Origin of the sequence: Curtobacterium sp. PhB190 (assembly GCF_004365385.1) — a bacterium.
GTDB lineage: Bacteria > Actinomycetota > Actinomycetes > Actinomycetales > Microbacteriaceae > Curtobacterium.
This window is the reverse complement of sequence record NZ_SODN01000005.1, coordinates 59,841-81,525: the sequence shown is the minus strand read 5'-3', so window position 1 is coordinate 81,525 and position 21,685 is coordinate 59,841. Positions and strand designations below refer to the sequence as shown.

At 70.6% G+C, this 21,685-nt stretch carries 20 protein-coding genes and 3 tRNA genes; 10 read left to right on the top strand and 13 right to left on the bottom strand.

The genetic code is table 11. The features are described from left to right. Positions 1 to 26 precede the first annotated feature (26 nt). Positions 27 to 3,599: a bifunctional proline dehydrogenase/L-glutamate gamma-semialdehyde dehydrogenase gene (locus EDF47_RS09475; RefSeq protein ID WP_133938667.1), complete on the top strand. Its 3,573-nt coding sequence runs from the start codon at positions 27 to 29 to the stop codon at positions 3,597 to 3,599. A gap of 93 nt (positions 3,600 to 3,692) precedes the next feature. On the opposite strand, the gene EDF47_RS09470 is transcribed toward EDF47_RS09475, so the two are convergent. Genes EDF47_RS09470 through EDF47_RS09455 form a run of 4 tightly spaced genes read right to left on the bottom strand, consistent with a single transcriptional unit; the run spans position 3,693 to position 5,835 of the window. Further along, entirely contained in the window at positions 3,693 to 3,890 is a 198-nt protein-coding gene (locus EDF47_RS09470) for a hypothetical protein (RefSeq protein WP_123339214.1), read from the bottom strand. A gap of 10 nt (positions 3,891 to 3,900) precedes the next feature. Then, a complete protein-coding gene (locus EDF47_RS09465) occupies positions 3,901 to 4,443 on the bottom strand; it encodes a dihydrofolate reductase family protein (RefSeq protein WP_133938669.1) in 543 nt (180 codons plus the stop codon). 58 nt (positions 4,444 to 4,501) lie between these two features. Then, entirely contained in the window at positions 4,502 to 4,843 is a 342-nt protein-coding gene (locus tag EDF47_RS09460; protein WP_131844960.1) for a hypothetical protein, read from the bottom strand. Beyond that, positions 4,840 to 5,835 (bottom strand): SDR family oxidoreductase, encoded by a 996-nt coding sequence (locus EDF47_RS09455; RefSeq protein ID WP_133938671.1) that lies wholly within the window; start codon positions 5,833 to 5,835, stop codon positions 4,840 to 4,842. Before EDF47_RS09455 ends, EDF47_RS09460 begins: the two co-directional genes overlap by 4 nt. 100 nt (positions 5,836 to 5,935) lie before the next feature. Between EDF47_RS09455 and EDF47_RS09450 the strand changes: the two genes are divergently transcribed. Then, the gene (locus EDF47_RS09450; RefSeq protein WP_133938673.1) at positions 5,936 to 6,598 is read left to right on the top strand and encodes a hypothetical protein; all 663 of its coding nucleotides are present in this window, start codon (positions 5,936 to 5,938) and stop codon (positions 6,596 to 6,598) included. Here EDF47_RS09450 and EDF47_RS09445 read toward each other — a convergent pair. From EDF47_RS09445 to EDF47_RS09430, 4 genes are read right to left on the bottom strand one after another with little or no spacing between them, the layout of a single operon-like run. Continuing rightward, entirely contained in the window at positions 6,570 to 7,343 is a 774-nt protein-coding gene (locus EDF47_RS09445) for a DUF2071 domain-containing protein (protein ID WP_208320995.1), read from the bottom strand. The two genes, EDF47_RS09450 and EDF47_RS09445, sit on opposite strands and share 29 nt — an antisense overlap. After that, positions 7,340 to 8,173 carry a nitroreductase family protein gene (locus EDF47_RS09440; protein ID WP_133938675.1) on the bottom strand — a complete coding sequence of 278 codons (834 nt, stop codon included), beginning with the start codon at positions 8,171 to 8,173 and terminating at the stop codon, positions 7,340 to 7,342. Before EDF47_RS09440 ends, EDF47_RS09445 begins: the two co-directional genes overlap by 4 nt. A gap of 22 nt (positions 8,174 to 8,195) precedes the next feature. Then, positions 8,196 to 8,570, bottom strand: a complete 375-nt coding sequence (locus EDF47_RS09435; protein ID WP_132099294.1) for a hypothetical protein — start codon at positions 8,568 to 8,570, stop codon at positions 8,196 to 8,198. A 10-nt stretch (positions 8,571 to 8,580) separates the two neighbouring features. Continuing rightward, entirely contained in the window at positions 8,581 to 9,018 is a 438-nt protein-coding gene (locus tag EDF47_RS09430) for an Lrp/AsnC family transcriptional regulator (protein ID WP_111083794.1), read from the bottom strand. A gap of 246 nt (positions 9,019 to 9,264) precedes the next feature. Between EDF47_RS09430 and ddaH the strand changes: the two genes are divergently transcribed. Continuing rightward, complete coding sequence (gene ddaH / locus EDF47_RS09425) at positions 9,265 to 10,167, top strand: dimethylargininase (RefSeq protein WP_123339207.1); 903 nt, start codon at positions 9,265 to 9,267, stop codon at positions 10,165 to 10,167. Further along, positions 10,167 to 11,396 carry an ornithine--oxo-acid transaminase gene (rocD, locus tag EDF47_RS09420; protein WP_133938677.1) on the top strand — a complete coding sequence of 410 codons (1,230 nt, stop codon included), beginning with the start codon at positions 10,167 to 10,169 and terminating at the stop codon, positions 11,394 to 11,396. The genes ddaH and rocD overlap by 1 nt, the downstream gene beginning before the upstream one ends. A 104-nt stretch (positions 11,397 to 11,500) precedes the next feature. Here the strand turns inward: rocD and EDF47_RS09415 are convergent, their stop codons facing one another. Continuing rightward, positions 11,501 to 12,493: an SDR family oxidoreductase gene (locus tag EDF47_RS09415; protein WP_133938679.1), complete on the bottom strand. Its 993-nt coding sequence runs from the start codon at positions 12,491 to 12,493 to the stop codon at positions 11,501 to 11,503. A gap of 342 nt (positions 12,494 to 12,835) precedes the next feature. Between EDF47_RS09415 and EDF47_RS09410 the strand changes: the two genes are divergently transcribed. Continuing rightward, the gene (locus EDF47_RS09410) at positions 12,836 to 13,846 is read left to right on the top strand and encodes an aldo/keto reductase family protein (RefSeq protein WP_133938681.1); all 1,011 of its coding nucleotides are present in this window, start codon (positions 12,836 to 12,838) and stop codon (positions 13,844 to 13,846) included. Positions 13,847 to 13,911: 65 nt separating this feature from the next. Here EDF47_RS09410 and EDF47_RS09405 read toward each other — a convergent pair. The 3 genes from EDF47_RS09405 to EDF47_RS09395 all read right to left on the bottom strand — a co-directional run bounded on the left by EDF47_RS09405 (position 13,912) and on the right by EDF47_RS09395 (position 14,191). After that, positions 13,912 to 13,987: transfer RNA gene (locus EDF47_RS09405), tRNA-Phe, on the bottom strand. 1 nt (position 13,988) lies between these two features. Continuing rightward, positions 13,989 to 14,065: transfer RNA gene (locus EDF47_RS09400), tRNA-Asp, on the bottom strand. A gap of 53 nt (positions 14,066 to 14,118) precedes the next feature. Beyond that, positions 14,119 to 14,191, bottom strand: a tRNA-Glu gene (locus EDF47_RS09395). Between the two features lie 258 nt (positions 14,192 to 14,449). Here EDF47_RS09395 and EDF47_RS09390 point away from each other — a divergent pair. Next, positions 14,450 to 15,727: a M23 family metallopeptidase gene (locus EDF47_RS09390; RefSeq protein ID WP_131922004.1), complete on the top strand. Its 1,278-nt coding sequence runs from the start codon at positions 14,450 to 14,452 to the stop codon at positions 15,725 to 15,727. Positions 15,728 to 15,760: 33 nt separating this feature from the next. Further along, positions 15,761 to 17,218, top strand: coding sequence for an NlpC/P60 family protein (locus EDF47_RS09385; RefSeq protein WP_133938683.1), 1,458 nt, complete (start codon positions 15,761 to 15,763; stop codon positions 17,216 to 17,218). Positions 17,219 to 17,419: 201 nt separating this feature from the next. Here EDF47_RS09385 and EDF47_RS09380 read toward each other — a convergent pair whose 3' ends face one another. Beyond that, entirely contained in the window at positions 17,420 to 17,911 is a 492-nt protein-coding gene (locus EDF47_RS09380) for an inorganic diphosphatase (RefSeq protein ID WP_123294540.1), read from the bottom strand. Between the two features lie 64 nt (positions 17,912 to 17,975). Between EDF47_RS09380 and tilS the strand changes: the two genes are divergently transcribed. The 3 genes from tilS (at position 17,976) to ftsH (ending at position 21,680) form a co-directional block, all read left to right on the top strand. Further along, complete coding sequence (tilS, locus tag EDF47_RS09375; RefSeq protein WP_133938685.1) at positions 17,976 to 18,995, top strand: tRNA lysidine(34) synthetase TilS; 1,020 nt, start codon at positions 17,976 to 17,978, stop codon at positions 18,993 to 18,995. Between the two features lie 9 nt (positions 18,996 to 19,004). After that, entirely contained in the window at positions 19,005 to 19,556 is a 552-nt protein-coding gene (gene hpt, locus EDF47_RS09370) for a hypoxanthine phosphoribosyltransferase (RefSeq protein ID WP_111086933.1), read from the top strand. A 135-nt stretch (positions 19,557 to 19,691) separates the two neighbouring features. Then, entirely contained in the window at positions 19,692 to 21,680 is a 1,989-nt protein-coding gene (gene ftsH / locus EDF47_RS09365; RefSeq protein ID WP_123294542.1) for an ATP-dependent zinc metalloprotease FtsH, read from the top strand. The last annotated feature ends 5 nt before the right edge of the window (positions 21,681 to 21,685 follow it).

Genomic DNA, 21,685 nt, shown 5'->3' with positions numbered 1-21,685 from the left:
TCGGAGGTGCGGCATACGATCGGAGCATGCCGAGCGCCCGCCTCCAGGACTGCACCGACGACGCCGTTGCGCTGGTCCGCAAGTGGCTGGCGGCGTCCGCCGGGGCGAAGCCGGACGCCGGTGCCGCCCGTCTCGCCGAGGCCCTGCGCGACGAGCGTGGCCTCGACTTCACGCGCAGCTTCGTCGACAAGGTCATCCGCCCCGAAGACCCCCGGGTCGCGGCCCGCAACCTCGAGCAGGTCAGCCGCGACGTCCCTGACTTCCTCGCCTGGTACCTGCGCGGCGCGGTGACGCTCGGCGGCGGGTTCGCGACGATGGCGCCGTGGGCGGTCATCCCCACCGCACGGCGGATCCTGCGTCGGATGACCGGCCACCTGGTGATCGACGCGAGCACGGCGAAGCTCGGTCCGGCGCTCGCCAAGGTCGGTGGGCCGGGCACCCGGCTCAACGTGAACCTGCTCGGCGAAGCCGTGCTCGGCAGCGCCGAGAGCGACCGCCGGCTGCAGGGGACGATGGACCTGCTCGCCCGCGACGACGTCGACTACGTGTCGATCAAGGTCAGCTCGGTCGTGCCGCAGATGTCGATGTGGGCGTTCGACCAGACGGTCGAGCGGATCGTCGACCGGCTCGTGCCGTTGTACCGGCTGGCGGCGGCTCCGCTGGCGTCCGGCGGCCCGGCGAAGTTCATCAACCTGGACATGGAGGAGTACCGCGACCTCGACGTCACCCTCGCGGTGTTCCGGACCTTGCTCGACCGTGACGAGTTCGCGGGGCTGCAGGCCGGCATCGTGCTGCAGGCCTACCTGCCCGATGCCGCGGGGGCGCTCGAGTCCCTGACGACGTGGGCGCAGGAGCGCCGGGCCCGTGGTGGAGCGCCGATCAAGGTGCGGCTCGTCAAGGGCGCGAACCTGGCGATGGAGCACGTCGACGCGATCGTGCACGACTGGCCGCTCGCGACCTGGGGCAGCAAGCGCGAGACCGACTCCGCCTACCTGCGGATGCTCGACGCCGCGCTGACCCCGGAGCGCACCGACGCCGTGCGCATCGGGGTCGCCGGGCACAACCTGTTCGACCTGGCGACCGCGTGGGTCCTCGCCCAGCGCCGCGGGGTGACCGACGCGGTCGACGTCGAGATGCTGCTCGGCATGGCATCGACGCACGCCGACGCCGTCCGCGCCGACGTCGGACAGATCCTGCTCTACACACCCGTCGTCCAGCCGGACGAGTTCGACTCCGCGATCGCGTACCTCGCCCGCCGCCTGCAGGAGAGCTCGAGCCCCGAGAACTTCATCGCCGCGGCGTCCGACATCGACCACGACGCCAGCGTGTTCGACCGCGAGCACGGCCGGTACCTGGCGTCGGTCGCGGCGCTCGACCAGCCGGTGCACGCGACGCACCGCACCCAGGACCGCCACCGGGCGCTCGGCGAGCCCGTCCTGCGCGACGCGTTCCGGAACGCCCCGGACACCGACCCCGCCGTCCCCGCCAACCGTGCGTGGGCGCTCGACGTCCTGCGCCGGGTACCGCGCTCGCAGCTCGGCGCGCAGACGATCCGCGGGGCCAAGGTGGCCGACCGCTCCAAGCTCGAACGGATCATGGCCCGCACCGCGCAGGCCGGCGTCAACTGGGGGCGGCAGGACCCCTCCGACCGTGCCGAGCTCCTCGACCTGATCGGGCACGAGCTCGAGACCCGCCGCGCCGACCTGATCGAGGTGATGGCGGCGGAGACCGGGAAGACGTTCTCCGAGGCCGACACCGAGGTCACCGAAGCCGTCGACGCCGCCCACTACTACGCCGAGCGCGCCCGCCGCCTCGGCGACATCGAGGGTGCCCGCTACGTCCCGCCACGCCTGACGGTCGTCGTGCCGCCGTGGAACTTCCCCGTCGCGATCCCCGCCGGTGGGGTGCTGGCGGCGCTCGCCGCGGGCAGCGGAGTCGTGCTCAAGCCGGCACCCGAGGCGAAGCGCAGTGGTGCGCTGCTGGCCGACGTGCTCTGGGACGCCGGGGTGCCGCACTCGTTGCTGCAGCTCGTCGACCTGGCCGAGGACGAACTCGGCCGCGACCTGGTCGGGCACCCCGCCGTCGACCGCATCATCCTGACCGGTTCGGCCGACACCGCGCGATCCTTCCGCTGGTGGCGCGCGGGTTTGCCACTGAGCGCCGAGACGAGCGGCAAGAACGCGATCGTCGTCACGCCGAGCGCCGACATCGACCTCGCGGTGCAGGACATCGTGCAGTCCGCCTTCGGCCACGCCGGCCAGAAGTGCTCGGCGGCGTCCCTGGTCGTCCTGGTCGGCACGGTCGGCGAGAGCGAACGCTTCCGTCGGCAGCTCGTCGACGCCACGCGCACGCTCCGGGTCGCCTGGCCCGACGACCCCACCGCCCAGGTCGGCCCGGTCATCGCCGAGCCCGAGGGCAAGCTGCGGCAAGGGCTCACCGAGCTCGGGCCGGGGGAGTCCTGGCTCGTGCAGCCGACGGCCCTCGACGACTCCGGGCGGCTCTGGTCACCCGGCATCCGCGACGGCGTCCGCCCGGGCAGCGACTTTCACCAGACCGAGTACTTCGGCCCGGTGCTCGGCATCATGCGCGCCGAGACGCTCGAGCAGGCGATCGCGATCCAGAACGGCACGGACTACGGCCTGACGGCGGGGATCCACTCGCTCGACGCCGACGAGGTGGCGGACTGGCTGGCGAGCGTGCGCGCCGGCAACCTGTACGTGAACCGCGGCATCACCGGTGCGGTCGTCGGCCGGCAGCCGTTCGGCGGCTGGAAGCGGTCGTCCGTGGGCACCGGCACGAAGGCGGGCGGACCGATGTACGTCGCGACGCTCGGCCGGTGGGAGCCGGTCCCGCGCACGGTGCACAAGAGCATCCAGCTGCACGGTCTCCCGCCGCGCGTGACCTCGGTGATCGAGGCCGCACGCAGCGGCTTGTCGTTCGAGGAGTTCGACCAGGTGCGGGCCGGTGCGCTGAGCGACGTCCGTGCGCGCGAGGAGCTGTACGCCGGGTCGCACGACCTGTCGGGTCTCGTGGTGCAGCGGAACGTGCTGCGCCACCGACCGCAGTCCGTCATCGTGCGGCAGGCCGAGGACGCCTCGGCGGGTGACCTGGTCCGCGCGCTCGTCGCCGCCACGGCTGCACGCGCCCACGTCCTGCTCAGCACCGCCCGCCCGTTGCCCGGTCCACTCAGCCAGCTGCTGGCCTCGAGTCGGTCGCCGCTGGACGTCGTCGACCACCTGGTCGAGTCCGACCAGGACTTCCACGCCCGCGCGTCGTCCGGCGCCGTGTTCCAGGCCAACTGGACGAGTGGTGAGGACGACGAACCCGTCGACGCGCTCGGGGACATGCTCGCGCAGGGGCAGGACCGACCCGTGCACACGGCGTTCGGCGGCCCCGGCGCACGGATCCGGCTCATCGGTGGCGATGCCCTGGCGCTCGAGGAAGCCCTCGGGGCGAGCATCGACGTCGCGATCCACGACGCGCCGGTGGTCGAGGCCGGGTTGATCGAGATGCTCCCGTTCATCCGTGAACAGTCGGTCTCGATCACCGCGCACCGGTTCGGGGACGTCGACGCGGACTTCGCTGACCTGCGCGTCTGACGGACTGCCGCTCGGTGAGCAGAAATGGTCGGGTGCGCTGCGGCGGACCCGACCATTCCTGCTCACGAAGTGTGCGGCGTGGCGCCGGCCGGGTCAGTCCTCGGTGTCGCCTGCTTCTTCGTCCTCGACGCCGGTCTCGTCCATCCGGTCACGCAGGTGGTCGGCCATCGCTCCGGCGCCCTCGCCGTGGTGGTCGTGGTCGACCTGTTCGATCAGGCCGTGCAGCTTCTCGTGGTTCGTGGCCTCGTTGGCGCCGTCCATGACGGGCTCGGTCTGCTCGTTGTCGCTCATGGCTCGGACGCTACGCCGGGGTGGCTGCGGACCGGTAGTGCAGCTCGACGGCACCGCCGGTGAACGGCGTCGTCCCGACCAGCTCGAACACCGGGGTCGGTGCCGCGACCGGTAGCAGCGGCGCACCGGCGCCGAGCGCCACCGGCATCACGGTGACGCGGAGCTCGTCGAGCAGCCCTGCTTGCTGGTACTGCGCCGCGAGCAGTCCGCCGCCGACGACCCAGACGTCGCGCTCGCCGGCGGCCCGTTCGAGGTCGGCCTGGAGGTCCGCGACCTCGCCCGACACGAAGTGCACGTCGGCGCCGTCCGGCACCGGCAGGTCACGCGTGGTGAACACCCACGTCGCCAGGTCCGGGTACGCCCACGTGTCGTCGTGCTCGAGCAGCCACTCGTACGTGGTCGAGCCCATGACGATCGCGCCGATGCCCGCGAAGAACCGGTCGTGGTGCTCCTGGAACGGCTCGAAGCCGAACTGCAGCAGCCAGTCGAGGTCGTCGTCCGGTGCAGCGACGAAGCCGTCCAGCGAGGACGCGACGGAGTAGGTGGTACCCATGCCCCGGACGCTACCGAGCACCCCCGACAGGCGTCAGCGCCGCCCGCCGTCAGCGCCGTCAGCGCCGGCTGCCCCGACCGACGACGGCGACCTCGGCGACGGTGAGCACCGTGGCGATCCACACCTGCTGCAGGGCGAACCCGCGGCGTCGTGGGTCGAGGGCGAGCGGCACCATCGTCACGCCGTGCACCGCGTCGACGGCGGCGCTCAGCGTGTGTGCGTTCCCGGTGCCCGTGCGTGCGACGAGGGCGGCCTGCACGAGCTGCCGGACGCCGAGCACGCCGTGCAGCACGGCCTGGTCGCGACCACGAGCCGCTCGGCCCAGGTGCCACAGGCCGAGTCCGGCCCGGCACAGCTCGACGACGGCTGCACCCCGCACCGACGATCCGTGGCGGCTCATCGTCGTCGTCCGGCCACGAGTGCGACGGCCCCGGCCGCGCCGAGTGCCGCCCCGATGATGCCGTTGCCGATCCGTCGGTGTTCCACCCACCAGGTCTGCGGCGACCAGGCGTGCGCGGACTCGTCGAACACACCGTGCGCGCCGTGGTCGCCCGGCACCGGCTCGTACAGGTTGTCCTGCAGCTCCTGCCCGTCCTTGTCAGGCGCCTGCTGCCCGGAGACGAGCGTCTTGGCGGCGTACCAGTCGGCGAAACGCCCGCTGAACCGGTTGCCGAGGATCGTGTAGACGGTCGACTCGCCGACCCAGGTGCGACGGCGCGGCCGCTCGGCCACGGCAGCGATCGCGCGGGCACCGACCTCGGGCTGGAAGATCGGTGCGACCGGCTGCGGGTGGTGCGGCAGCTTCGACTTCACCCACCCGAACTGGATCGTGTTCAGGGCGGGCATGTCGACCCGCGACACCTTCACCTTGCTGCCCTGTTCGAGCAGCTCGGAGACGACGGACTCGGTGAACCCGACGATCGCGTGCTTCGCGCCGCAGTACGCGGCCTGCAGCGGGATGCCCCGGAAGCCGAGTGCCGAACCGACCTGGACGACGTGCCCCTGGCCGCGGGGCACCATCCGGGCGAGCGCGGCACGGGTCCCGTTGACGAAGCCGAGGTAGGTCACGTGCAGCGCCCGCTCGAAGTCCTCGGGCGCGGTGTCCAGGAACTTGCCGAACACCCCGACCATCACGCCGTTCACCCACAGGTCGATCGGCCCGAGTTCCTGCTCGACGCGGTCGGCCGCGGCCTCGACGGCCTCGCGGTCGGACACGTCGGCGACCAGGGCCAGCCCGCGACGCCCCGCGGCCTCGACCTCGGCGACCGCGGCGTCGACGCCGTCCCGTCCACGGGCGAGGACGGCGACGTCCCACCCCCGCGCGGCGAGCTCCCGGACGGTCGCACGCCCCAGTCCTGCGGATCCACCGGTCACCACTGCCACTCGAGTCATGGCTCACTTGTACCTGCGGCCGACCATGCACCACTCAGCCGGTGTCCCCCGGACCGGCGGGCACCGAACCACGATCACACCGACCGGCCATGATGGCCACGTGGAGACTCGAGACCCCGAGAGTGACGAGCTCGCTGAGGAAACCCCTCCCGGCTGGGTCCTGAACACCCCGAACCGGCTGCTCGAGGTCTGGCTCTACCCCGTGCTCGAGCTGCTCCTCGCCGCCGCGCACGTCGCCCTCGGCATCGCCTTCGGCGGCGTCTTCGCGCTCGTCGTCGGCATCGCCGCTGCGGTCGTGTTCGGGATGGGTTCAGTCGCGCTGCTCGTGACAGGCTGGCGCGCGTACGACGAGCAGACGCGTGCGGCCTCGTGGCGCTGCCACGTCACCCGGGTGGTGGTGGCAGTGACGAGCGCGGCGGTCGTCGCGGTGGCGAGCCTGGTGGTCGGGACTCCATCCGGCCTGGTGTTCGGCGCGATCGCCGGGATCCCGATGGCGTTCCGGTTCGCGCGCATCGTCCCGCGCATCGACCACCTCGTCGTCGCGTGGGCCTCGGCGTCGGTGGCGGTGATCTGCACGACCCTCGCCGTGATCGGGTTCACCGTGCCCGACCTCCCGGAGTACCGGACCGTCGCCTGGATCGGCGGGTCCTTCTTCGGACTGTTCGGTGCCGTCGTTGCCGTTCACCAGTTCCGGGCAGCCGCCCGGGCGCCGCGCGACGAGCTCGAGCTCGGCCTCAGCGCCCCCGACCGAACCGCGTCGTGACCCCCGCCGAGTAGAGCACCGAGTCCGGCTCGAGCTCCGTCAACCCGAACGGCAGCCCGGCGGCGCCGACCAGGTCGTCCCGCAACGACACCACCGAGGCCCGGTGCAACGGCCACGCGTCGTGCTCGTTCGGCCAGAACCGGGTCCGCCCGGCCCGGTGCACGTGCATGCCCCACCGCGCGGTCAGGAACGTCTCGAGCAGCCCTGGCTCGTCCAGTACCTCGCCCACGCGGACGTCGAGCATCGACCGCAGGTGCGTCCCGTGCCGCCGCATCGCGTACCCGACGCGGCCGTCGCCGCTCCGCGACTCGGCGTCCGCCCACCAGTAGGGCAGTCCGGTGGCCACGCGTGCGCCGAGGGTCGGCAGCAGCTTGCCGGCGTCGAGCGACAGGAACACGACACCGTGCTGGCCCTGCTCGTCGACCGTGTAGACGCGGACGTTCACCTCGACGAAGTCGCCGATCGAGCCGGTCCGCCCCAGCGCCCCGAGGGGCGGGAACCGGGTGTCCTCGAACCGGAACCCGATGAGGCCCACCCAGGTGGTCACCCCGTCGTCCGTCCCGTCGAGCGCCATCGTGTCGGGTCGCGTTCCGGCCGGCAGCAGCGGGGCCACCGCCGACACGTCGACGCGCCAGTGCACGAAGACGACGTCGAGCCAGTCCTGCGAGATCCAGGGACGGCCCGGCAGGCCGGGGGCGGCTGACTGGAGGCCCGGGGTGCCGTGGGTGGGTCGGGTGTCGGTCACGATGTGGTCGCCTCCGGTTCGATGTGGCCCGCGACGGGCGCGTCGTCCCACCCCTGCTGCGGGGTGTCGCAGGTGCCGCGGAACACGTACTGCGATGGCCGCTTCCGCTCGCTCGACGTCCAGTCGATCGCGGGGCGGCGCCGTTCGGGCGGCAGGTACCCGATCCGGTAGACGGCCATGAGCTCGAGCGACTCGGGCACCCGGAGCAGCCCCTCGATCTCCGCCCAGGCGCCTGGCGTCTCCATCGGGAAGGACACGAACTGGATCCCCAGCCCGAGCTCGGTCGTCGCGAGCCAGATGTTCTCCATCGCCGCGCCCATGCTGAACACGGAGTAGAAGCCGGACAGCTCCTGCTGCCGGTACTCGTGGCGGTCGAGCATCACGCCGAGCAGCAGCGGCGACCCGGCGACGAGCTTCCGGTTCTCCTCACCCAGGCTCTGCGGCACGCGGAGGGTGTTCATGAGCAGCTGCCCGCGCTTCGTGAACACCTGCTTCGTGAACGGCAGGAGCGGCCCGGGCAGCTTGTCGAACAGCATGCCGTCGCGCCGCTCGTCCATCTCGGCCTTCGAGAACCGGAAGTACGGCTTGTACCGCTCGAAGAACGTCCCCTCGGCCATGGTGCGGGTCATCGAGCTGCCGCTGATCGCGGCGACCAGGTCGATCGTGTCGCGCTCCTCGACCAGCACGAACCGCCACGGTTGGCTGTTCAGCTGGGACGGGGCCCGGCCGGCGAGCTCCATGAGCAGCCGTTGGTGCTCCTCGGACACCGGGTCGGGCAGGAACGCCCCGTTCGTGGTCCGGCGGCGTCGGATGGCCTCGAAGAGCTCCACTGCTTCCCCTCGTGTCTCGTCGTCACGGTCGACGCCGCACCAGCAGCGCCCCCAGGTAGGACGGCGCAGCGGCCACCGCGATCTTCCAGTGTGCTCCGGAGCGCGGGTTCGTGCGGGGCGCGAGCGCGAGCGGGACGAGTGCGGGCAGCAGGAACAGCGCCGAACGGTCCCGGGTCCACAAGGGTGTCGTCGCGGCGGCCCCGGTGAGCGTCGCCGTCACGACGAACAGGCCGTGGTGCACGACGCGGAGCTTCCTCGTCCGGATCAACCGGACGGCGACGGCCGTGCCCCAGAGGCAGTTCGCGACGTAGGCGAGGCCCGCAGCGGTGACCAGCCGACGGGCGGGACGCGATCCCGTGGGCGGTGATCCGCGCCTCCCGGTCGTGTTCCGTGCCATCTGCCGGACGTTACGCGGTGTCGCGACTGACCAGCTTGGAGAGCACGATCGCGGACCGCGTGTGGTCCACCTGCGGTGCGAGGCGGACCTTGTCGAGCGCCTCCTCCAGCGCGGACAGGTCCTTGGAGCGCATGTGCACGACGGCGTCGGCGCTCCCCGTGACCGTGCCGGCGTCGATGACCTCGGGCACGGTGTCGAGCAGCGCACGGAGCTCGTCGGGGGAGACGGTGCCGCGGCAGTACAGCTCGACCCAGGCCTCGGTGCCGCGGTCCTCGACGGCGGGGTCCACCTTGATCGTGAAGCCCTGGATGACACCATCGCCGACGAGCCGGTCGACACGGCGCTTGACGGCCGATGCCGAGAGTCCGACCACCGACCCGATGTCGCCGTAGCCGGCGCGGGCGTTGTCCCGGAGTTGATCCAGGATGCGGTGGTCGAGCGAATCCATTGCACCCATCGTACGCGGACTTCTTGCGAGGTCGGCGGTTCGGACGCACGAAACGTGCGTCACCCGAACGGGTGCCACGGCGCTTCGCTCCCGGTACTGCACTTGCCGGACGGTCTGTGTCAGGATCGACGTGGCGTCGACCTGGTCCGCTACGGCGAGTGAGCCTGCATCTCGCCGGAGCACCTCTCCTTCGTTCCGTTTCGGTTCCTGGCAGGCTCGGGCCCCGGTCCCTTCTCAGGAGGACTGATGTCGAACACCGCACCCTCGACCACCGATGCACCGGCCCGTACCGCCACCAAGCGGACGATCCTGATGTGCAAGCCGGACTTCTACACGGTGAGCTACCGGATCAACCCGTGGATGCACCCGGAGGAGCCGACCGACACGTCGAAGGCCGTCGCCCAGTGGCAGACGCTCGTCGACGTGTACGAGCAGCTCGGCTTCGACATCTCGTACATCGACCCCATCGACGGCCTTCCGGACATGGTCTACGCGGCCAACGGCGGGTTCGTGCTCGACGGCATCGCCTACGGCGCGAAGTTCCAGTACCCCGAGCGCCAGCCCGAGGGCCCGGCGTACATGGACTGGTTCCGTCAGGCCGGCCTGACCGTTGCCGAGCCCGAGCAGACCAACGAGGGCGAGGGCGACTTCCTGCTCATCGGGAACACCATCTTCGCCGGCACCGGCTTCCGGTCGGACAGCACCTCCCACGACGAGCTCGCGACGATCTACGGCCGTGAGGTCGTCACCCTGAAGCTCATCAACCCGAGCTTCTACCACCTCGACACCGCCATCGCCGTGCTCGACCCGGAGCCCGACGCTTCCGGCCGGTCGAACATCGCGTACCTGGAGAGCGCCTTCGACGAGCCGTCGCTGGCGATCCTGCGCGAGCGTTTCCCCGACGCGATCATCGCGACGGAGGAGGACGCCGCGATCCTCGGCCTGAACTCCTACTCCGACGGGTACAACGTCGTGATCGCCGCCCGGGCTGTTCGGTTCGCGGAACAGCTGCGCGAGAAGGGCTACAACCCGATCGGCGTCGACCTGTCCGAGCTGCTGCTCGGCGGTGGCGGCGTGAAGTGCTGCACGCTCGACCTGCACCCGGTCGGCACCGGCACCTCGGTCGCGCGTTCGCTCGGGGTCAGCTGATGTCGGCGGCAGCGTCGCTCGGGGTCAACACCGCGGCGGCGCTCGCCGTCGAGGACCGCGCCCTCGCGCACAACTACAGCCCGCTGCCCGTCGTCATCGCGTCGGGTGCCGGAGCAACCGTCACCGATGTCGACGGCAAGCAGTACTTGGACGGGCTCGCCGCGTACTCCGCGGTGAACTTCGGCCACGGCAACCCGCGGCTGCTCGACGCCGCCCGGGCGCAGCTCGACCGGGTGACGCTCACGAGTCGTGCGTTCGTGAACGACCAGCTCGGGCCGTTCGCCACGGCACTGGCGGCGTTGACGGAGACCGAGATGGTCCTGCCGATGAACACCGGTGCCGAGGCCGTGGAGTCCGCGATCAAGGTGTCCCGCGCCTGGGGCTACCGCGTCAAGGGGGTCCCCGGGGACCGCGCGACGATCATCGTGGCGTCCGGGAACTTCCACGGCCGCACCACCACGATCATCTCGTTCTCCGACGACCCCGACGCGCGCAACGACTTCGGTCCGTACACCCCGGGGTTCCGCACCGTGCCGTACGGCGATGCCGCTGCCCTGCGCGCAGCGATGGACGAGACCGTCGTCGCCGTGCTGCTCGAACCCATCCAGGGCGAGGGCGGCGTGGTCATCCCGCCGGCGTCGTACCTCCCTGACGTCCGGGAGGTCTGCGACGAGTTCGGTGCGCTGTTCATCGCCGACGAGATCCAGTCCGGCCTCGGACGCACCGGCCACACGCTCGCCGTTCAGCGCGTCGGGGTCCGCCCGGACCTCATCACGCTCGGCAAGGCACTCGGCGGCGGCATCGTGCCGGTGTCCGCGGTCGTCGGGTCGCGCGCTGTCCTCGGCGTGCTGCGTCCCGGCGAGCACGGTTCGACCTTCGGTGGCAACCCGCTCGCTGCGGCCGTCGGAGCCGAGGTCGTGGCGATGCTCGGCGAGGGCACGTTCCAGCAGCGCGCCCTCGACGGCGAACCGCTGCTGCGCGGGCTGCTCGACGACCTGCTCGGCAAGGGGGTCGTGTCGCACCGCGTCGCCGGACTCTGGGCGGGGATCGACATCGACCCCGCGCTCGGCACCGGCAAGGAGATCTCGAAGGACCTCGCCGACCGCGGGCTGCTCGTGAAGGACACCCACGGTTCGACGATCCGCTTCGCTCCGCCGCTCGTGGTCACCGACGACGAGCTGCGCACGGCGATCGGCACGCTCGCGTCGGTCCTGGCCGCGCGCGCCTGAGCCGCGCGCCTGAGCCACGCGCTCGGCGCCACGCGCTCGCTTCGTGAGCAGAAATGGTCGGGTCGCCACACGGCACCCGACCATTTCTGCTCACCAAGTGCGGCTCACACCGCCCAGCGCGCCGCCAACTCGTCCATCAGCGCATCGAGGCGCTCGTCGACGACCTGCGCGTCGGGGTTGGCCTCGAACCAGGCGATGACCTCGCGCACACCCTGCCGGTAGGGCGTCCGCGGCCGGTACCACGGCACGAGCGACCGGACCTTGCTGTTGTCGAACACTGAGCTGTTGGCCTTGTCGCCGAGCAGCGCCGCACCCCACTCCGGGTCCACGGCGTTGATGGCGTCCGCCGGCACGTGCACGATCTGCAGGTCGGACACCCCCGCCGCCGCCGCGATCTCGTGTGCGATGGCGTTCCACGTCGGCGCCTCGTCGCTCGTGATCGTGAAGGCCTCACCGATCGCCGACGCGTTGTCGAGCAGCCCGGTGAACCCGACCGCGAAGTCACGGCTGTGCGTCAGCGTCCACAGCGACGTGCCGTCACCGGTGATGATGATCGGCTTGCCGGCGCGCATCCGCGCCACCGCAGTCCACCCGCCGGTGAGCGGCAGCTTCGTCTCGTCGTAGGTGTGCGACGGCCGCACGATCGTCACCGGGAAGTCCTGCTCCCGGTACGCCTCCATCAGCAGTTCCTCGCACGCGATCTTGTCGCGCGAGTACTGCCAGTACGGGTTCTTCAGCGGCGTCGACTCCGTGATCGGCAGGTGCGTCGCCGGCGTCTGGTACGCCGAGGCCGAGCTGATGAAGACGTACTGCCGCGTCCGTCCGGCGAAGAAGTCGATGTCGGCCTGCACCTGGTCCGGCGTGAAGGCCACCCAGTTCACCACCACGTCGAAGTGGCGGTCGCCGAGTGCGTCCGCCAGGGCGCTGCGGTCCGACACATCGGCCTGGAGGCGCGTCACCCCCTCCGGGATCGGCCTGCCCCCGGTGGTCCCCCGGTTCAGGACCGTGACGTGGTGGCCCTGTTCGGTCGCCTCCCGCACACAGGAGGCGCTGATCACGCCGCTCCCGCCGATGAACAACACGCTCGCTCCGGTCATGGATGCTCCCTCGCTCTCCGCGGCGCAGCCCTGCGCCGAACCCCTCCGATCCTGCACCTCCTTGTCGGAGCGGGCGCGGAGAACGGCGCGGAGCCGAGTGGCCTGTGTCCTACAGCGAGGTACTTGGAAGAGCAACTCGATGAGTCCATGGGCCGTAGCCCTGACTACTTCAGCTGTGACAATTTCCATCATCTTTTCGAGGTCCATACCGATCATGTGCCCGGTTCCTCGAAAACCGCGGACGTGTGGTCGGGGGAGGACCGCTGTGCTTTGGCTCCGACCTGGGGACTACCGTCACGGGTCGAGCCGCACCGACGCGGCCACGACAGGAGTGACACGCACATGGAGTACCGCTACCTCGGCAACTCGGGCCTCAAGGTCTCCGAGATCACCTACGGCAACTGGCTCACCCACGCATCCCAGGTCGAGAACGATGCGGCCATCGCCTGCGTCAGGGCCGCCCTCGACGTGGGCATCTCGACGTTCGACACCGCCGACGTCTACGCCAACACCGGCGCGGAGACCGTCCTCGGCGAAGCCCTCAAGGGGGAGCGTCGCCAGTCGCTCGAGATCGCCACGAAGGTGTTCGGGCCGACCGGGCCGAAGGGGCACAACGACACCGGGCTGTCTCGCAAGCACATCCTCGAGTCGATCGACGGCTCGCTCGGCCGCCTGCAGACCGACTACGTCGACCTCTACCAGGCACACCGCTTCGACCACGAGACCCCGCTCGAGGAGACGATGCAGGCCTTCGCCGACATCGTGCGCCAGGGCAAGGTCCTGTACGTCGGCGTGAGCGAGTGGACCGCGGAGCAGCTCCGTGCCGGCGCCGCGCTGGCCGAGGACCTCGGGTTCCAGCTCATCTCGAACCAGCCGCAGTACTCGGCGCTGTGGCGGGTCATCGAAGAAGAGGTCGTGCCGACCTCGAAGGAGCTCGGCATCTCGCAGATCGTCTGGTCCCCGATCGCCCAGGGTGTCCTGACCGGCAAGTACAAGCCCGGTCAGCCACTGCCCGAGGGCTCACGCGCCACCGACGACAAGGGCGGCGCGGACATGATCAAGCGGTTCATGCGCGACGAGGTGCTGTCCTCGGTGCAGGAGCTCGAGCCGATCGCGAAGGAACTCGACCTGTCGATGGCACAGCTCGCCGTCGCCTGGGTGCTGCAGAACGAGAACGTCGCGAGCGCCATCATCGGGGCGTCGCGTCCGGAGCAGGTGCACGACAACGCCGGCGCTGCCGGTGTCACGATCCCGGGGGAGCTGCTCACCCGGATCGACGATGCCCTCGGTGCCGTGGTCGAGCGTGACCCGGCGAAGACCAACGACAGCAGCCCGAAGACCCGCGAGGCCTAGCGCCGACCCGGGCCAGACGGCTCAGACAACGGAAAAGGCCCCCTGCCGAAGCAGGGGGCCTTCACTGGTGGCTGGACACGGCATCGATCCGTGGACCTTTCGATTTTCAGTCGAACGCTCTACCAACTGAGCTATCCAGCCGTGGCGACCCTGACGGGACTTGAACCCGCGACCTCCGCCGTGACAGGGCGGCACGCTAACCAGCTGCGCTACAGGGCCATGTTGAATTGCTGTGGTGTTGCTCAGTACTACTTGCTCGCTCACTCGGAGAGTGACCCCAACGGGATTCGAACCCGTGCTGCCGCCGTGAAAGGGCGGTGTCCTAGGCCACTAAACGATAGGGCCGCAAGTGGTGCTTCGCGCTACCGATGGACAAGCATACGGATGCCCCCGGGGGTTCGCAAATCGGGCCGCGTTCCCGCGGAATCCCCGGCGTGTCGCGCCCGCCCGGCACCGGGTGTCGAGGTTGCGGTGCGAGCATCGTCACCGGCTCCACGCCCCTCGACCGAGGGGCTGTGGGGCTGCGACACCTGTTGTTACTGTTGCGTCTGTTAACAGTGTTACGTGCGTGAGCCTTGCCGCGCTGTTACGAAATCGAGATACATGTCGACCTCACCTTCGCTCTCCCTCCGCAACCGCAGCCGCCTCGTCGCCGCCGCGGTCGCCGTCGCGCTCGCCGGCAGCACCCTCGCGGTCCTCGCCCCGGCGACGTCGGCCAGTGCCGCGAGCTACCCGAGCTGGTCCGAGGTGCAGAAGGCCAAGTCCTCGACGAGTGCCCAGCAGGCGAAGGTCACCGAGATCAAGTCGCTCATCTCGACCCTGAAGTCCGAGGCCGCTGCGAAGCAGAAGGCCGCACAGGCCGCCGGCGAGGCCTACCAGGCGGCACAGAACAAGTACGACGAGGCGACCCTCGAGCAGAAGACCCTCCAGTCCCAGGCGGACGACGCCGAGCAGACCGCCGCACAGTCCGAGGAGCAGGCCGGTCAGCTCGCCGCGCAGCTCGGTCGGGCCAGCGCCAACGACGTGACGACCGACATCCTCACGCACCCCTCGGACTCCGGCGACCTGCTCTACGAGCTCGGCGCCATGTCGAAGCTCAGCGAGCAGGCCGACGGCATCTACTCGCAGGCGTCGCAGGACCGGGGCACCGCGCAGGCGCAGGCCGACAAGGCGGACAAGGCCAAGGCGGCGCTGGGCGACCTCGCCGACGCGGCCCAGTCGAAGATGCAGCAGGCGCAGGGTGCTGCCGACGCGGCGCAGACCGCCGTCGACGCCCAGAACGACAACGAGTCGCGGCTCGAGGCCCAGCTGACCGCTCTCACCACGAAGCAGCGCGGTGTCGAGGCCGACTACCGCAAGGGCGTCGCCGCCGAGAAGGCCCGACAGGCCCGCATCGCCGCTGCTGCCGCCAAGGCAGCCGCGAAGGCCGCGGCGACGAGCCAGGGCGGTACCGGCGGCGGGACGGCCAACTCTGCCGGGTGGGTCCGTCCGGCCGGCGGCTTCCAGACCAGCGGCTACGGCATCCGCGTCGACCCGTACACGCACTACACGGCACTGCACGCCGGGGTCGACCTCGCTCCCGCCTGCTACGCCCCGATCTACGCGGCCCACGACGGCACCGTGACCTTCGCGGGCAACGGCGGCGGCTACGGCAACGAGGTCATCCTCGACAACGGCGGCGGCATCTCGACGGCCTACGGCCACATCGTCGACGGCGGGATCATGGTCGCCAGCGGCCAGCACGTCACCGCCGGGCAGCAGATCGCCAAGATCGGTTCGACCGGCTGGTCGACCGGGTGCCACCTCCACTTCGAGACCCGGATCAACGGTGCTGCCGTCGACCCGGTCCCCTTCATGGCAGCGCGGGGGATCTCGGTATGAGCATCAGCGCAGCCGGGATGCGTTGACCCCGCCATGACCCTGTCCGCTCGCTCGTTCTCCTGCGGGATCGCCACCGTCGCCGTGCTCGGCATCGGACTGTCGGTCGTCATCGCCGGACCCGCCCAGGCCGCGCCGTCGGCACCGTCCTGGGACGACGTCAAGGCCGCGAAGTCGGATGCCGCCGACGCGCAGCAGACGGTGGACGAGCTGAGCGACCGGCTGACCTCGCTGCAGGCCGCCGCGGACCGCGCCGGCATCGTCGAGCAGCAGGCCGGGCAGGCGTACGCCCTCGCCGCCTCGCAGCAGCAGGAGGCGAAGGACACCCTCGCCGACCTGTCCGCGCAGTCGAAGCGGGCCAAGGGCAAGGCGGACGACTCCGCGGGCCAGGTGGCCGCGCTCGTCGTCGAGCTGTCCCGCACGGGCGGCGGCGACCTGTCGACGACGATGCTCACGGACGCCTCGGACTCCGGTGACCTGCTCTACCGGGTCGGCACGATGTCGCACCTGTCCGAGCGGTCGGCGACGATCCTGGCCCAGGCTCGCTCCGACCAGAAGACCGTGGACTCGCTCGCCGACCAGCAGTCCGTGGCCACGACGGCGCTGAGCAAAGCGACCGAGGCGACGAAGACCGCCTTCGCCACCGCCAACGACGTCTCCGCCGACGCCCAGGCCCGGGTGCAGAAGCAGCAGGACCAGCAGGACGAGGTCCTCCGCCAGCTCGCGTACCTCAAGGGCACGAGCGTCGCGACGGAGAGCGCGTACTGGAGTGCGCAGCAGGCCAAGGCGGCCGAGACCGCCCTGGCGGCCCAGACGAGCAGCGGCACCGGCACGGCCAGCGGCAGCGGCGCGAGCGGCACCAGCACCGACAACGGCACCAGCGGCGGCACCAGCAACGGCAACACCTCGACCACCAACCCGAGCACCGGCGGCGGTAGCGGCACGACCGCCCCGTCGCGCCCGAGCACCCCGTCGAAGCCGAGCACGCCGGCGGCGCCCGCTCCGGCGCCCGCCCCGGCTCCCGCCAAGCCGAGCACGCCGACGCCGTCGAAGCCGAGCACCCCGGCGCCCAGCACTCCGGCACCCGCCCCGAGCAGCCCCTCGAAGGCCGCCGGTGCGATCTCGTACGCCCGCGGGCAGCTCGGCAAGCCCTACGTCCTCGGTGGTGCAGGCCCGAGCACCTGGGACTGCTCCGGCCTCGTCATGATGGCCTACAGCTCGCAGGGCATCGCGACCGGTGGGCACAACGTCGTCTGGCAGTACAACTACTTCGGCTCGATCGGTCGCCTCGTGCCGCTCTCGCAGCGCCAGCCCGGCGACATCCTCTTCTACTCGTCGAACGGAACCGCTTCCGGCGGTTACCACGACTCGATCTACACCGGCAACGGGATGATGGTCGAAGCGGCTCGACCGGGCGTCGGCGTGGTCGAGCGGGCGGTCTGGACGCCGAGCCAGCTCCTGCCGTACGTCGCCCGCCCGAGCGGTTCCCTGTAGCTCGCAGCCCGGTCCTTCCCAGAGCGGCTGCGGTAGCAAGCGGGATCGGGCATGCCTGCCCGGATCAGAGCACCAGGTACGCCCGTTTCCGCCAGGTACGCCCCCGACCCCTCCCGACCCCGCCCGGCAAAGCAACCCCGGACACAGAACGGCGCCCGCCCTCCGGATGGAGAGCGGGCGCCGTTCTGTGCCAGAGGAGCGTCAGTGACCAGCGGGCACGTAGGCCTTCTGGCCGGCCTGCACGATCGCCTCGGCCTCGGCGGCGTCGCCCCAGCCCTCGGCCTTGACCCACTTGTTCGGCTCGAGGTCCTTGTAGCGCTCGAAGAAGTGCGCGATCTCGGCCTTCGTCTGTTCGTCGACGTCCGAGATGTCCTGGATGTGCGTCCAGCGCGGGTCCTTCGCGGGGACCACGAGGACCTTCTCGTCCTTGCCGGCCTCGTCGCTCATCTTGAAGACGCCGACCGGACGGACCTTGACGCCCACGCCGGGGAACGTCGGGAACTCGAGGAGCAGCAGCGCGTCCACGGGGTCGCCGTCGTCGGCCAGGGTCTTCTCGAAGAAGCCGTAGTCGGTCGGGTAGACGAACGACGTGAACAGCACGCGGTCGAGGTAGACACGACCGGTCTCGTGGTCCACCTCGTACTTGTTGCGGCTGCCCTTGGGGATCTCGACGACGACGTCGTACGCGGCCATGTCTGTACTCCTGGTGTGTCGGTGGGGCTGTCGGTGGTCCCGAGAGCGCGGCTAACGTTACCGGGTGAACTCTCCGCGTCCCCGGCTGGACCCTGCCGTCGCCGAGACCCGCCTGGCGGTCCGCGACCTGCTCGCCACCGCGCTCGACGACGGCGTCGTCACCGCGGGTGACCTCGTGCTGGTCGCGCTGAGCGGCGGACCGGACTCGCTCGCGCTCGCAGCGGCCACCGCGTTCGAGGCGGGCAAGCAGGGGCTCCGAGCCGGGGCAGTGGTCGTCGACCACGCGCTCCAGGCGGGCTCCGAGGCGGTCGCGAGCCGCGCCTCCCGGCAGGCATCCGAACTGGGTCTGGACCCGGTCGAGGTCCGCAGGGTCGCGGTCGGCTCCGACGGTGGTCCGGAGGGCGCCGCCCGGGAGGCCCGCCACGCGTCGATCGCCGAGGTCGCGTCCGCCACCGGGTCGCCTCTCGTGCTGTTGGGACACACCCTGGACGACCAGGCCGAGACGGTGCTGCTGGGCCTGCTGCGCGGCAGCGGGCCGGACAGCCTGTCGGGCATGCTGCCCCTGGCACGGCGCGACCAGGGGCCGGCCTACGGCCGCCCGCTGCTCACCGTGCGGCGGCACGCGACGCGGCAGGCGTGCGCCGCCGCCGGGCTGGCGCCGTGGCACGACCCGCAGAACGACGACCCCGCCTACGCCCGTGTCCGCGTGCGGAACACCCTCATGCCGGTGCTCGAGCGCGAACTCGGTGCCGGGGTGCCCGAGGCGCTGGCGCGGACGGCCGACCAGCTGCGCGAGGACTCTGCAGCACTCGACCACTTCGCCGAGGAGATGGCGGAGGACATCGCCGAGCACTCCGAGGCCGGCATCTCGCTGTCCGTCCGGGCGCTCGGGGCGAACCCGCCGGCGCTCCGGCAGCGACTCGTGCGCCTGGCGGTGGAGAGCGAGTTCGGCGTGACGCTGTCGCGCGTGCAGACGCTCGAGGTCTGCCGGCTCGTCACAGACTGGAGCGGACAGGGGCCGATCGACCTGCCGGGCGTCCGGGCGTCGCGATCCGGTGACCGCCTGTCGTTCAGTGCCGGTTAGGCTGGACCGGTGGAACTCTCCGACGTCCAGGCAGACCTGTCCGAAGTCCTCTTCACCCCCGAGCAGATCGACGACAAGCTCGCCGAACTCGCGGCGGTCGTCGACGCCGACTACGCGGGCCGCGACCCCCTGCTCGTCGGTGTCCTGAAGGGTGCCGTCATGGTGATGGCCGACTTCTCGCGGCACCTCAAGATGCAGGCGCGGATGGACTGGATGGCGGTGTCGTCGTACGGCTCCGGCACGAAGTCGTCCGGTGTGGTGCGGATCCTCAAGGACCTCGACACCGACCTGCACGGCCGCGACGTCCTCATCGTCGAGGACATCATCGACTCCGGTCTGACGCTGTCCTGGCTCAAGCAGAACCTGCAGTCCCGCGGTGCCGCGAGCGTCGAGATCGTCGCCCTGCTGCGCAAGCCCGAGGCCGCCAAGGTCGAGGTCGACGTCAAGTACGTGGGCTTCGACATCCCCGACGAGTTCGTGGTCGGTTACGGCCTCGACTACGACGAGCGCTACCGGAACCTGCGCGGTGTCGGCGTCCTGGCGCCGCACGTGTACTCGTAACCCGTCCAGGGGGTACTTGCCTCGGGTTGAGTTCGCCCGCAGAGGACACCCATTCTCGCCACAGAATCGCGGCCGTATGCTGACCTGCACGCAACTTCGGCAGAGAAAGGTGTCGGGCACTCGCGCCCGGATCACATGAACTTCAAGCGCATCTTCCGCGGCCCGTACCTCTACGTGCTGATCGCGCTGGCGGGCATCTTCATCGGCTGGAGCGTCATCAGCCAGGGCAGCACGACCGAGGTCAGCACCCAGAAGGGCCTCGAGCAGCTCGCCGACGGCAAGATCTCGTCCGTCATCGTCAACTCGACCGAGCAGCGGGTCGACATGATCACCCGCGACGGCGACAAGCAGGAGCAGTTCTACTACTCCACGCCCCGTGGCGAAGAGGTCATCCAGGCCGTCAACGACGCCAACCTGCCCAAGGGCTACGACGACCACGTGAACACGGGCAACTGGTTCCTGTCGCTCCTCGGCGTCCTGCTCCCCTTCCTGATCATCGGTGCCCTGTTCTGGTTCCTGCTCTCGAGCGCCCAGGGCGGCGGCTCGAAGGTCATGCAGTTCGGCAAGTCGAAGGCCAAGATCAACAACAAGGAGAACCCGCAGGTGTCGTTCGCCGACGTCGCGGGCTCCGACGAGGCGATCGAGGAACTCCACGAGATCAAGGAGTTCCTGAAGGAGCCGGCGAAGTTCCAGGCCGTCGGCGCCAAGATCCCGAAGGGCGTGCTGCTGTACGGCCCTCCCGGAACCGGCAAGACCCTGCTCGCCCGCGCCGTCGCCGGCGAAGCGGGTGTGCCGTTCTACTCGATCTCCGGTTCGGACTTCGTCGAGATGTTCGTCGGTGTCGGTGCGAGCCGTGTCCGTGACCTCTTCGAGCAGGCCAAGGCGAACTCGCCGGCCATCGTCTTCATCGACGAGATCGACGCCGTCGGTCGTCACCGTGGTGCCGGCATCGGCGGCGGCAACGACGAGCGGGAGCAGACGCTCAACCAGCTGCTCGTCGAGATGGACGGCTTCGACGGCAAGACGAACGTCATCCTCATCGCCGCGACGAACCGTCCCGACGTGCTCGACCCCGCGCTCCTGCGTCCGGGCCGCTTCGACCGCCAGATCGGTGTCGACGCCCCGGGCATGGCCGGCCGCAAGCAGATCCTCGAGGTGCACGCGAAGGGCAAGCCGCTCGCCGCGAGCGTCGACCTGGAGCTGCTCGCCCGCAAGACGCCGGGCTTCACCGGCGCCGACCTGGCGAACGTCCTGAACGAGGCCGCGTTGCTCACCGCCCGGTCGAACGCGCAGCTCATCGACAACCGCGCGCTGGACGAGGCCGTCGACCGCGTCATGGCGGGCCCGCAGCGTCGGACCCGGATCATGTCCGACCAGGAACGCCTGATCACCGCGTACCACGAGGGCGGCCACGCCCTGGCGGCAGCGGCGATGCGGCACACTGACCCGGTCACGAAGATCACGATCCTGCCGCGCGGCCGTGCCCTCGGGTACACGATGGTGCTCCCGCTCGAGGACAAGTACTCGGTCACCCGCAACGAGCTGCTCGACCAGCTGACCTACGCCATGGGTGGACGCGTCGCCGAGGAGATCGTGTTCCACGACCCCACCACCGGCGCCTCGAACGACATCGAGAAGGCCACCGGCACCGCCCGCAAGATGGTCACCGAGTACGGCATGAGCCAGGCCGTCGGGTCCGTCAAGCTCGGCTCCGGGTCCAGCGAGCCGTTCGTCGGCCGTGACATGAGCGGTGGGACCGGGCGCGACTACTCGGAGAACATCGCCCAGACCGTCGACGCCGAGACCCGTGCGCTGCTCGAGGCCGCGCACAACGAGGCCTACCAGGTGCTCAACGACAACCGCGACATCCTCGACCGCCTGGCCGGTGAGCTCCTCGAGAAGGAGACGCTCGACGCCCCGGAGCTCGTCGAGATCTTCAAGGACGTCCGCAAGCTGCCGGAACGCCCGCAGTGGCTCTCCAGCGACAAGCGTCCGGTGAGCAACCTGCCCGCGATCGACGTGCCCGGGCAGGCCGCCGCCACCGCAGCGGACCAGTCGGACAGCGAGTCGACCTCGAAGCCCCGTCGTCGCCCCTTCGGCAACCCGGGTATCGCCCCGGCGTAGGGGGC

Bases quoted from the DNA above. Each gene is read 5' to 3' on its own strand.
- EDF47_RS09455 (WP_133938671.1), bottom strand. From the start codon at position 5,835: ATGACTCGAGTGGCAGTGGTGACCGGTGGATCCGCAGGACTGGGGCGT.
- EDF47_RS09390 (WP_131922004.1), top strand. From the start codon at position 14,450: ATGTCGACCTCACCTTCGCTCTCCCTCCGCAACCGCAGCCGCCTCGTC.
- EDF47_RS09415 (WP_133938679.1), bottom strand. From the start codon at position 12,493: ATGACCGGAGCGAGCGTGTTGTTCATCGGCGGGAGCGGCGTGATCAGC.
- EDF47_RS09460 (WP_131844960.1), bottom strand. From the start codon at position 4,843: ATGAGCCGCCACGGATCGTCGGTGCGGGGTGCAGCCGTCGTCGAGCTG.
- EDF47_RS09475 (WP_133938667.1), top strand. From the start codon at position 27: ATGCCGAGCGCCCGCCTCCAGGACTGCACCGACGACGCCGTTGCGCTG.
- EDF47_RS09410 (WP_133938681.1), top strand. From the start codon at position 12,836: ATGGAGTACCGCTACCTCGGCAACTCGGGCCTCAAGGTCTCCGAGATC.
- EDF47_RS09465 (WP_133938669.1), bottom strand. From the start codon at position 4,443: ATGGGTACCACCTACTCCGTCGCGTCCTCGCTGGACGGCTTCGTCGCT.
- EDF47_RS09380 (WP_123294540.1), bottom strand. From the start codon at position 17,911: ATGGCCGCGTACGACGTCGTCGTCGAGATCCCCAAGGGCAGCCGCAAC.
- EDF47_RS09435 (WP_132099294.1), bottom strand. From the start codon at position 8,570: ATGGCACGGAACACGACCGGGAGGCGCGGATCACCGCCCACGGGATCG.
- EDF47_RS09385 (WP_133938683.1), top strand. From the start codon at position 15,761: ATGACCCTGTCCGCTCGCTCGTTCTCCTGCGGGATCGCCACCGTCGCC.
- EDF47_RS09430 (WP_111083794.1), bottom strand. From the start codon at position 9,018: ATGGATTCGCTCGACCACCGCATCCTGGATCAACTCCGGGACAACGCC.
- ftsH (WP_123294542.1), top strand. From the start codon at position 19,692: ATGAACTTCAAGCGCATCTTCCGCGGCCCGTACCTCTACGTGCTGATC.
- EDF47_RS09470 (WP_123339214.1), bottom strand. From the start codon at position 3,890: ATGAGCGACAACGAGCAGACCGAGCCCGTCATGGACGGCGCCAACGAG.
- ddaH (WP_123339207.1), top strand. From the start codon at position 9,265: ATGTCGAACACCGCACCCTCGACCACCGATGCACCGGCCCGTACCGCC.
- rocD (WP_133938677.1), top strand. From the start codon at position 10,167: ATGTCGGCGGCAGCGTCGCTCGGGGTCAACACCGCGGCGGCGCTCGCC.